Annotated in this window: 11 protein-coding genes; 6 read left to right on the top strand and 5 right to left on the bottom strand. The window is 34.3% G+C overall.

The window, feature by feature from the left end; all coding sequences use genetic code 11:
- The coding region (locus tag CHB66_RS16995) for a hypothetical protein (RefSeq protein WP_170932477.1) at positions 1 to 184 on the top strand (184 nt) is incomplete at its 5' end.
- Between the two features lie 13 nt (positions 185 to 197).
- Complete coding sequence (locus CHB66_RS11005) at positions 198 to 1,337, top strand: DUF4221 family protein (RefSeq protein ID WP_089240834.1); 1,140 nt, start codon at positions 198 to 200, stop codon at positions 1,335 to 1,337.
- A 90-nt stretch (positions 1,338 to 1,427) separates the two neighbouring features.
- Here CHB66_RS11005 and CHB66_RS11000 read toward each other — a convergent pair whose 3' ends face one another.
- From CHB66_RS11000 to CHB66_RS10990, 3 genes are all read right to left on the bottom strand, one after another.
- Entirely contained in the window at positions 1,428 to 2,528 is a 1,101-nt protein-coding gene (locus CHB66_RS11000) for a hypothetical protein (protein ID WP_089240832.1), read from the bottom strand.
- A 280-nt stretch (positions 2,529 to 2,808) separates the two neighbouring features.
- Positions 2,809 to 3,975 carry a hypothetical protein gene (locus CHB66_RS10995; protein WP_212668458.1) on the bottom strand — a complete coding sequence of 389 codons (1,167 nt, stop codon included), beginning with the start codon at positions 3,973 to 3,975 and terminating at the stop codon, positions 2,809 to 2,811.
- A 765-nt stretch (positions 3,976 to 4,740) separates the two neighbouring features.
- Positions 4,741 to 5,694 carry a hypothetical protein gene (locus tag CHB66_RS10990; RefSeq protein ID WP_141107392.1) on the bottom strand — a complete coding sequence of 318 codons (954 nt, stop codon included), beginning with the start codon at positions 5,692 to 5,694 and terminating at the stop codon, positions 4,741 to 4,743.
- Positions 5,695 to 6,323: 629 nt separating this feature from the next.
- Here CHB66_RS10990 and CHB66_RS10980 point away from each other — a divergent pair.
- Both CHB66_RS10980 and CHB66_RS10975 read left to right on the top strand, forming a co-directional pair.
- A complete protein-coding gene (locus tag CHB66_RS10980; protein ID WP_089240826.1) occupies positions 6,324 to 7,466 on the top strand; it encodes a DUF4221 family protein in 1,143 nt (380 codons plus the stop codon).
- A 6-nt stretch (positions 7,467 to 7,472) separates the two neighbouring features.
- A complete protein-coding gene (locus CHB66_RS10975) occupies positions 7,473 to 8,615 on the top strand; it encodes a DUF4221 family protein (RefSeq protein ID WP_089240824.1) in 1,143 nt (380 codons plus the stop codon).
- Positions 8,616 to 8,763: 148 nt separating this feature from the next.
- On the opposite strand, the gene CHB66_RS10970 is transcribed toward CHB66_RS10975, so the two are convergent.
- Positions 8,764 to 9,552, bottom strand: coding sequence for a DUF3050 domain-containing protein (locus CHB66_RS10970; RefSeq protein ID WP_245812713.1), 789 nt, complete (start codon positions 9,550 to 9,552; stop codon positions 8,764 to 8,766).
- A 125-nt stretch (positions 9,553 to 9,677) separates the two neighbouring features.
- On the opposite strand from CHB66_RS10970, the gene CHB66_RS17215 reads away from it, so the two are divergent.
- Positions 9,678 to 10,073: a hypothetical protein gene (locus CHB66_RS17215; protein WP_245812712.1), complete on the top strand. Its 396-nt coding sequence runs from the start codon at positions 9,678 to 9,680 to the stop codon at positions 10,071 to 10,073.
- Between the two features lie 6 nt (positions 10,074 to 10,079).
- Entirely contained in the window at positions 10,080 to 11,012 is a 933-nt protein-coding gene (locus tag CHB66_RS10965; protein ID WP_245812711.1) for a transglutaminase-like domain-containing protein, read from the top strand.
- A 33-nt stretch (positions 11,013 to 11,045) separates the two neighbouring features.
- On the opposite strand, the gene CHB66_RS10960 is transcribed toward CHB66_RS10965, so the two are convergent.
- Positions 11,046 to 11,270, bottom strand: a complete 225-nt coding sequence (locus CHB66_RS10960; protein ID WP_245812710.1) for a hypothetical protein — start codon at positions 11,268 to 11,270, stop codon at positions 11,046 to 11,048.
- Between the last annotated feature and the right edge of the window lie 110 nt (positions 11,271 to 11,380).

The raw sequence follows: 11,380 nt of genomic DNA, 5'->3' as shown, positions 1-11,380 counted from the left end.
TAAAATTGTCAGTCTAACAGATTATAGAACCAAACCCATTTTTAGAGGGGTCAATATGTCCAGAACAGGGGTCAGTATTGTCCGGAATATCCATCCTAAAGCTCAATTTGTAAAAGACGGAAAAATCCACGCCTTTTTGAATGTGGATGACGAGTTGGGGTATGTTAGGATCAAGGTGAATTAAAACTCCTTAAAAAATGAAAAATCCTTACTTGATACTGCTCGTACTTAGTTTTTTTGCATGCAACAAAAATACTGATACGAAAACCGATCCAGTAGAAGAAACAGTCAGTTATGCAACCTTTTCCATCAGCATGGATACGGTTATTGTGGAGTCGAATGATGAAATAGTGATGGCTGCGGTTTACAGTCCTTTAGGTCATCAGATAAATCAGGATTTATCCAAGCATCTGTATTGGAATGTTAGAGAATTTACGCTTGAGATGATTGACTTAGATAAATTTGAGTTGATCAAGAAAACCGAGTTCAACAGAGAAGGACCTGATGGAGTTGGATTTGCTTTAGATATTGAAATGATTGATCAAGAACATATCGCTTTCCATAATTGGGATCAATCTGTGATTTCAGATTTGAATGGAAATGTGGTAGAGCGGATCAGCAAACAGGAAGATTGGATGAAAGAGGGTTTAAAGCCGAATGAAAATTTCCATGTCAGATTTACTTCCAAAGATAGAAACCTGATGTATTGCAGTATCTCCAATTTCGAAAGGCTAAACTCCAATATATTGAAATTGGATCTCAAAGATCAAAAAGCTGACGTGATAGAATTACCTGAGTTTGATAACCGAGAAAATTTCAGAGTCGCTTACAATATTGGAGGTGGTGGGGGCTTATATTTTCCTCTATTGTCGATAAGTAAATACGAGGACAAATTTATTTTTTGGACTGACGCCTTCAATGCCATTTATCAATATGACCCTGGGAAGGATTCTTTAAGTTATCACAAAATTATCAATACGCTTTTTGCCAATGAAAAATCAGGGGAATATAAAAATGATGTAGGTTCAAATATAGAACTGCAAGCTGAGATGGATAGAATGAAAGAAGAAATAAAATTTTCGGAATTGTTTTGGGATGAAAAAAACAAGGTCTTTTACAGATTTAGCCATTTTGGACTACCGGATATTGGCGAAGGCCCCCCTCGATACAAACACTTCATGAGCATTATTGATGAAGGATTTCAGGTACTAGGAGAAAAAGAGATTACAAACATCTTTCCCAATCCTATCAATATCCTATTTGTCAAAGATGGTCTAATTTTTTCCCATTTGAATGTAGATGATGAGTTGGGGTATATTAGGATCAAGGTCAATTGAATCTAATAGTTTGGGAAATTATGAGCTAATAAAATTCATAAAAGAGAACCGCCGAATTTTTCCCTAAACTAAACGACATTGATTAAGCTTCTAAAAATTAACCTTTCTGAATAATACTTCGTCTTCTCCAGCATCCAAAACACCCAAGTAAAGTCCATCCTTGGTAATAATTCGGGACAAAAATGAATATTCGAGAACTGATGTATTGAATGAAGCTTCCGACAGAAGTTTAAAATCACTACTAAATTTCTGAATTGAAAAAGGCCTAGTAGCAGCACTCCTTCTTTTACCTTCCAAATCAGTCAACTCCTGAGGAAAGACGCAAATCCTATAAATAACTTTCTGATAGGGATCTGAAAAAATATCATGATAAAACCCTTCCTTAACCATCCAGTCTATAGAACTGATTTCTTGATTTATATCTAATTGTGAAGGATTGTTGAGAGATTGTGACTTTCCATCAGACCATTTATTTCCTAATGCCGTAGATGATTGAATGGCTTGTTCATTTCTAAATGAAATCAAAACCTCTTCCTTGGAATCTAGTCCAAACTCAAACCCAAGCTTAGTGCTGTTAAAAAAGAATTTATTATTCCTAATCTCGTAGCTGCTTGGGTATTCTCCATACAATATGGCTGTACCTAGCGCATTCAAATCTAAGCTGCCAAATATTTTCCCATGATAATACTCTTGCTCTTTGGGTGAAAAATTAGTTTGATGAATTCTGAAAACTAGCTTGCCATCCCTATGAATCATGTTTTGAGTATTATTTCCAAAGAAGAACTCGTATCCTTCTGGTAAATAATCATTCAATGAAAACGCCAAGAGAAGTTCGCTTTCAGCATTCGTTAAGAGTATTTTCCCAAAGTAATCGACAAATACCAAGGAGTCTTCTGCCATAGGTAAAAATTCGGACCATGCAAAACCATAAGCTTCAGGAACATCTGGCAGCGGTATTGTCCTAAGGTATTTCCCATCTTTCCATTCAAAAAGATCAAGAACAGATGACAATTGATTGTAGGCATAAAGCAAGTCTTGATCTTCTAAATAATGATACTTATTATACCCCCCAATGGCATCTGAGATGTCAATAGTTTTAGTTTGCTCGAAAATCGGAGCTTTCATTTCTGATTTTTGATAGCAGGAATTAAGGCCAAAAAAAACAAGAAAGAGAAAACTTCTAATATGCATATTATTGAAAGTTTGGGGTTGAAATTTAATTGATATTTACTCTAAAATTTGTCTAAAGAAAAGTTTACCTTTTGTTCACTTAAAGATGTTTTTATAAGATAAAGATAATTTATTGGAGTGGGAAAAAACTACACCGTGATATACACTGGCACTCCTTCTTCATAATATTATTTGATATATACAGCTATTGCAAACAAGATTAGTAGTGATTATTAAATTAAAGGAATTATCTTTTATCAATAATTTGTTGAATATTTGACTGTTTTTATTACTACACCTTTCAGAAACCAGCAAAATCCCAACTAACCAAATCAATTGTATATACTTCTTTTTTTTCATCACTTCTTTTTAAGTATAAATTCCCATTTTCGTCAATGTGAACGAAATTCTTGTAGTCACTAGGTAATAAAAATTCTTTCCATTCATAATTTTCCTTTTCATTCAATTCTACAATTTGGATAATGTAATCTTGTTTCGGGCTTGTAATGACGAAAGTGTTTAAATCTTTTATATTCAAATTTTTGTCATTTATAGCTTTTCTAGATACTCTTACAAAATATTCTTTTCCTGATTTTGTCAACAAGTTTTTTGATACTAGATTAAAATCATTTTTATTATAATTCACATCGATAAAATGTTGAGAAAAGAAATCCCCTTGATACATACCAAATTCCACACCATAGGCATCTTTATTTAATTTACCTGTATAGGGTACAACCTTATAATCTTCAGAGTCTTCTGTAAAAATGTATATGTTTGGATCCATTGGGAAACTTAAAATATATTTATCATTATGATAAATAAAATAAGGCACTTCATTCCCCCAAAGGAAAACTTGCCTGTAAGTGCTTTCATTAGGATATTTAAAAAGTGGTTTATAATCACCTGTATTTAGATTAATTTTTGCTGCAAGAAAAGTTTTTTCAAAATAGCTGATATCACTTAATTGAAGATTACTATCATTTGCAGCTACAGTAATATAAGGATCAGAGTCAACTAACCTAAAATTCAAAATTTGACTTCGTGATCCTGTTGTAGATACATTTGCTTGTGTTAATGTTCTAATGTTCCAAGAATTTTTAATTTTTAAATTGCCATCTAATAAAAGAAGATTCCCATAACCGTTTTCTAATATTAAAATAGAATCGTTACTTATTGGGTAAAGATGCCCTATTTGACTTAAATCAACCTCGTTTTCACCATTTTGAAATCGGTTAGTTTGTAGTAGATTACCATGATTATCAAATTTAAATACAACCCCCTTTGACATATCATAGCCGTAAATTAATGAATCATTTATTTTACTAAAATCTGTAAAGTCTATTGCATATAACTCATTATTTAAAGTTATTTTTCCCTTCAATTCAAAAATAAAACTATTAAAATTATTCTCGTTGTGTTTACAGCTTATAAAAACAAATAACAACAATGCATGATAATATTTCATAATTAGATTACTGATGATCAAATTTTGAGCTTTCAATTATTTTATGGTGGATGCTTTATCAAAAATGGACTTCATAGTTCTTTAGGAAGTCCAAGAGCTTAAAATGTTCTAGATGTACAACTTAATACTCCACAAGATGTATCTGGGTCACACCTAAGACATTCTGAAGATATAATTAAATCCCTCTTCATTATTAGTTATGCGTTTACTGCTTTATCAACATTGTAGCTCCTCTCCAAGTAAGGTTCAATAGTTTAAACTGCAAACAAATGGCCTCCATAAATTGCACTTTGAACTGAATCAAATTTGTCAAAAAGATAAAGCGAACTGAGCTTTTTATAATTATTAAAATTAATAAATATTTTTTATACAATTAAATAAAATTGATATTCTTTTAATATTGTTGTTGATCATCCAATCCTTAAAACAAATTAAAACTTTACTTCCACGAATTCCCTATATTATTTGGCACAACTCATTCCATTATTTCTAGAATCTGTTTTGAAATTCTATTTACACCAATCATTTTATTGCTGCTTTTTTCCTGTGATGAAAAGACCAACAAAAAATCCAAATCAACCCCAATCTTTACTATTCTTTTGACACGATAATGGTGGATGCAGGAGATGAGTTTTTGTATCTGAATCACGTTTTAAAACAGCTTAAAACTAAATTTTTTTATTAAGTTAGTTGTAAGTTGGATACTGACTCCCCTTTGATATAATTAATTTTGTAGTGATTAATGTTTTTAGATTTAAGAAATTATTATTTTAGAATTAGACTCTTGTAAATAAGTTCATCTTCTAATTGATTTTGATTTAAAATACCAACATAAAGCATATTGTCATTTTTGAAAATAAAGTTCTCAATTCTATTTACTAAAAAGACTGAACCATCTTTATGTGGGTTTTCAAAAACATTCCTGGCGAGCAACTCGCCTTTATAATTATATGCAAATACTTCAAAATCACATAAATCGATGTTAAAAGAATTAGTGTTAGATTCTTTTTTCCCGTGGATCAAAATTCTGTAAATCAAACTGTCACAAGCAAAAATACTTGAGAAACTTTTGTTTTTTTCAAAAATATCAACTCTTCTTCTACCTTCTTTTTTTGCTTCTTCAGAAAAGCCAAGTTCCCTTAAATCTGAAAAGATCTCATTAAAATGACCTGAAAAATCAATATTCAAGTCTGGCTTTAAAATTATTTTTGATAAAGATTTATTCGTTAAATCTGACTTGTAAATTTCATTTCTATTTGCAAATGAAAAATATAGAGTTCCCAAATTTGAATCCAGATCCATAAATATCATTGAATATGAATGTTCAAATAAAAAATCTAAGTTGTCAAATTCATCTATTGGAAAATTGAAATACTCCTCAAGTTCATTTTTCTTAATGTCATAAACACCCAAAATTGGTTTAGTGATATCAATATGTGTTGTTGGATAATAAATCTTGCCCTTATGAAAAGAAATTGGTCTGGAACTCGTCGCCAAAAAGTAGGCTGGAAGTCCCTTATTATCGTTGGTAGGTGTGATCACTTCTCCAACTTTATAGTTTTGATAAACATTTCCCTCTTGATTCATAAGCTTTATCCCAATTCCATAGTCTTGTACAAAAATTGAATCTAATTTATGAATGAAGAAATTGGTGGGATTTATAACCTGATCTGGTCCATCTCCAATACTTATCTTTATTTTTATCGCAAATTTTCCCACTCTCCCAATCAAAGAGATTGATATAATTCCTTGACATATCCATAGTCGCTAGGTATGTAGCAGAATCGGTCATAATAATTTGATTTTGTATCAATTCAGAAGTACTAGTACTATCTAAAGAGAAAACTTTTTCTGCACCCAATACGATTTGATTTGGTAAGGTTGATTCTGTTTGCTTTTGAGAACAAGAAAAATAGAAAATCAGGGTTAAAAAAATATAAAAACTAATTTTTAAGTATTTCATATCTATAATTTATTGTTTGATTTTCTATTACTAGCACAGATCTTTTATAAAAATTGTTATTGCAAAAGAGCTATCTGACTTTATATAAAGTTTACATTATCAAAGTGATACGCGGATATTTTTATGAAGAGGATTGATATTAATCTTTCTAAAATAAGCCAGAAAATCAAGTACATCCGAGTTAAGGATTTACCTTAAATAATATTAAACTATTTTATTTAAACATTCAATTTTTGTTAATAAAAGTTTTCTTAATCCTTAAAGCCAAAACTTCTACAACTAATTTGTTATATTCAAAAATTGAATATAAACTATTTCACATATTATTATTTTAGGTGCCAAGTTCACTTTTGTTCTGATAAGTATAACCTCAAATTAATTTGACATGAAAAATTTATTTACCCCAATCATTTTATTGCTGCTTTTTTCTTGCGGTGAAAAGACAATCAAAGAAATCCAAATCAACACCAATCTTACTTATTCCTTTGACACGGTAATGGTGGATGCAGGAGACGAGTTTTTGTATCTGAACAACAGGCTTTTTTCTTCCGATATTTCTTCTGATAGGAAGTACTTATTCAATTGGAATAGGGAGGGAAGTAATCTGGAAAAAATCGACTTGAACGATCTTACATTGGTCGACAAAATCAAGTTTGACCAAGAAGGACCAGATGGAGTCGGCCCTTTCACATTTGATTTTGCCTTGACACCTGATGACAACTGCCTCTTTTGGTCTTCCAAAAAAGGAGTATGGGATCAAAACGGTAATCTACTTCGTGAATTGCCAATAGACAAGTTGTTGGAAAACACCGAACATACAGAAGAAGTGATGCTATCAAGACTCGTCCAAATACCGAATGAGCCCGATAAGTATCTTACATTTCATAGAAAATGGAGGTCACTTGATTTCTATTTCTTGATTTTTGATTTTGCTGATGACAGTTTCAGAAAAATAGAATTACCAGAATTGCAGAAGCTATCAGAATTTGAAATCACCATGATGTACGATGGACAATTGATGGGAAGCTTCAATGCAAGCGCTTTGCAATCCATCCAAAATGATAAAGTTATCTTGGCTTTGAATTCATTCAATCAAGCCTACATCTACGATATGAAGAAAGATTCGCTCTACTTCAAAGCTTGGGAGGGGCCTTTGGTAGGTAGCCAGCAAACTGCCCAACTTCCAAAAGAGGTTCCCGCTGAGGGAAAAGAGAGAGCAGAAGCAATGCGAAAAGCAAATGAACAAATCAATTATGGTTCATTTATTTGGGATGATGAAAACAGAAAGTATTACAGATTTTCAATCAAAAGTATTTTCAGTGAAGAAATGACAGAATTTGAGACCTATAAGGTCAGCGGTGCTGATGTCTTCCTGAGCGTCTTTGATGAAGACTTTAAGCTAATCGCAGAATCAAAAATCCCTGAAATTCAGAATAGACCTGCCAAGCACTTTGTCAAAGATGGCAAAATCTGGCTTTTTGAAAATATAGATGATGAATTGGGATTTGTGAGGTTGACCATAAACTAACATAAGATGAAAAAAACTGCATTAGGAATAATTTCAGGTCTGGCATTCATAGTGGCTTGCTCAACTGAGAAAAGTGAGTCATCCGAGAATTTTGAATTTAACCTGACTCAGGATACGGTGGTGGTGGATGCTGGTGATGGAATTATCAACCTGAGCGGAGGTTTGCGTAGTTTTGAACTCTCAAGTGACGGTAAATACCTGTATAACCTTGTTTTCATGCAGCCAAAAATTGATAAAATCAATTTAGAAACTTTGGCTCTAGATAAAACCCTTGAATTTGAAAAGGAAGGACCAAATGGTGTCGGGACTTATGTTGCAGGACTCTCCCTGACTCCCCAAGATCAAATCATGATGTGGTCTTACGCACTCCATGGAGTTTTTGATCAATCTGGAGAAAAAGTGAGGGATTTTAGGCTTAATGCAATCGCTGGAGATGAAGTTAGTGGTTCTGGATTCCTACCGATCCGCTTAGTTGAGCATCCTAAAGACCAAAATATAATATTTGGTCTCTACGTGAAATGGGAAGACAATGAATATTTCTTGATGAAATATGACCTGGAGAATGAGTCATTTGTCAAAATCCAATTGCCAGAAACAGAAAAGTTTAGGGAGTTCAGAATGGAGTTTGAATCAAGTGGAGGTTCCGTAGGAGCATTTTGCCCTTCACCCGACCCAATTTCTGTTGAGGAAAGAATAATTATGACCAACATGGCTTTCAATGAAGCTTATGTCTATGACATGGTTTTGGATTCTCTGTATTTGGTCCCTTGGAACAGTACTTTGACAGAAAATAAAAATGAAGCTAAACTTCCCAAAACAGTAGAAATAGAAGAGAGTGAAAAGTATATTAGGATGTTTGGCGAATCTATCAATTTTATGCCACTTTCTTGGGACTCGATTTCTCAGCAATTTATCAGGATGTCCTATAAAAAAATATACGGAGAAGAATTGGATGAATATGGCCGTCCAAAGGTTTTAAACTCCGAAGTTTTTTTAACCCTTTTGGATAAAAATCTAAAAATCATCAAAGAGACAAAATTAAAGAATTATACTAAAGAGCCGCCAAGGCATTTCTTTTTAGACAATACCATCTGGCTTTATGAAAACATAGATGACGAGATGGGCTTTGTGAGGATTAAGATTGATTAACGTAGTACTTCAAGTATTATCTGAAACAGATTCGTAGAACACGCTATATGTCATTTTATTTAGTCAATTCACCGAATATTACGATATATAGGGATTCAATTCACCAAAAATCATGGTTTTTGGTGAATTGAATTTTGTTGTTATCTAATTATTTCAAAATAAGTGCACTTTTCAATGACTCATGAATCCCATCCCACAGCACTTTCCTGGCTTCTAGTGCTTCAATAGCCGCTACCTTGGTCTCTTCCCACTTTTCAGGATCATTGCCACATAGGTGATCTAACATTTTCATGGCTAATGGTCCGTGATGATCTTCATCCAGGTGGATATGCCTTTCAAAATAGTACTCTAAAGTTTCCAATTCTCCTGGCTTACTTTTGATCAGATCATTGACCAATTGTCGGAATAGGTCTGGAATCAACTCCTCTCTTCCTAGGGTAAAAGAGGCAGCTATTTGGTGTGGCTTACCACCTTGAACAACAGCATAATTGATTTTAAGAAAATGCTTAACCGCATCTGACTCGCTTAGACTCGCAAGTGCTGATTCAAAAGATGCTCCTTCTCTAAGTCCTTGGATAAAGCTATCAATATTTTCTGTACTTGCTCCAGCTTCATGCATAGCTCTCAAGTACAACTCAAAATGACTGCAATACCCTCCTTGTCCATCTTCATCACTTTCTTCTGCCAAAACGATGTCGTTAATCAGTCTTGTGACAATTGGTTCACTTGAAGGAATCCAAGGAATACTCGTTCCAGTAAGTTTGAGTTGTAGCGCTTTAAGCAAGGTCATAAAATCCCAAACGGCATAGACGTGTTGTTCCATAAAAACCCGAAAATCTTCCAGCGTCTTTAAGTCATTGTAAATAGGATGTTGCAAAAGTGCATTTCGATATGGCTGTACAGCAGCCAAAAGGTTATCAATGTTATGATTCATCATTTTTAAGTTACGTTGGATTAACTTCTCTTGGATTAAAAAGATTTCATTGAATCTGGAAATTGTAAATCAAATGTCATAATCTGAGCATAAGCTTTATATTTGACTAATCTCAAAAAGTGAAAAGCATGAAAATCATCCGTTCTTATTTCTTCCTGTTGCTCATCCTGTTGCTTGCCTGCCAAGGCGAAAAGTCAAAGGAAGAGACATTGAACACTCAAAAACGAGTTTCCATAGCTGAAATAGAGGCCGGTATCAAGGCTTATATCGACGCTGAAACTGCCGATAATGATGGCTACTTCCTGATCAACGAGGAAAATCAAAAGCTCCGGCTCAAGCTTGTTCGCGTGCATACAGAATACCTCAGCAACTTAGGTCCCAGCAGACATTTTGCTTGTGTAGATTTGGCCGATGAAAAAGGAGATGTCTATGATGTGGATTTCTTTCTAGAGGGAGAGCCAGGAGCAATGCGAGTGACTGAAACCTCCTTACACAAACTCAATGGAAAGCCTTTTTATACTTGAAAGCAAGTGGTGGATAAAACATGGAGAAAAGTGCCTGTTGAAACTGCTTCATCTGATTTGTTGGGTGTAGTGGAGTTGGAAGATTCCTTCGAATTTACTTATTATGCCCAAATGCCAGATTTGGATAGCAAAGCTAAGGTATGGATTCCAATAGCTCAATCCGATGAATTTCAAACCATCTCTATTAAATCCATGAAACTTCCTGCAAAGGAAAAATATCTAGACGAGCTGGAATTTGGTAATAAAATGCTCTACCTAGAGCTAGGGCCAGAGCATAGTGGTCAAGAGATCGAAATCATCTATCAAGTCAAAAGAATAGAAAAAGGGCCTTATGATGCAGAAGGGAAAATAGATCCCAAATACCTCCTTCCTAACCTACTGATGCCAATCGGTGGTCAGTTTGAAGAGATTGCACTAGAAGCCACTAAGGGAAAAGAAAATGATGGAGATTTGGTAAAAGCTAGGGCGCTCTATGACTATATCATCGACAATATGCGTTACATGAAATTCGGCGATTATGGAAGAGGAGATGCGGTCTATGCCTGTGATACCAAAACAGGAAATTGTACGGAGTTTCATTCCTTCTTTATTTCGTTGGCAAGAAGCATTGGAATTCCTTCCCGTTTTGCGATCGGTGCCTCCATCCCCTCTGACAGAAACGAAGGAGGAATCGACGGCTATCATTGCTGGGCAGAGTTTTATGCTGATGGCAAGTGGTGGCCTGTGGATATTTCAGAAGGAAACAAATACACTGCCCTGGCAACTTATTATTTCGGGAGACACCCAGCCAACAGAATAGAACTCAGCAAGGGGAGAGACTTAAAAGTGAATCCAAGTCCAAGTACAGGACCGATTAATTTTATTGCCTACCCTTTGGTGGAGGTAAAAGGAGAGGTAATTTATCCAAAAGTTAGGTTTTCATTTGAAAGAGGGACATAAAAAAATCCCAGGCTGAAAAACCCGGGATTTTGATTAGTTGCTCGGGTGTTCTCCTCCTTCAGATGGGTGTTCACCGCCTTCACTTGGATGTTCTCCCTCTTCAGCAGGATGCTCAGGAGCCTCGTCCATTACTTCTTCTACAGCCTCATCTGAGCTTTCTTCGGCTTTTTTGTCACCACAAGAAGTAGTGACTACTGCAAATAGGAACCCGAATGCGAATAACAATGCAGTGAATGATTTGAAACGTTTGATCATCATAATTTTTTTAAGGTTGGGTGTTTTAATTTGCTTGATTTTAAAAAGCAATCATTCAAAGATAGGAATATTCTTTGAAGCGCAATAAAATTTCGAAATTATGCATTATTACA

The sequence above is a fragment of the Belliella buryatensis genome, assembly GCF_900188245.1.
Taxonomy (GTDB): Bacteria; Bacteroidota; Bacteroidia; order Cytophagales; family Cyclobacteriaceae; genus Belliella; species Belliella buryatensis.
The sequence above is the reverse complement of the archived record's forward strand: the minus strand, read 5'-3'. Positions and strand labels throughout refer to the sequence as shown.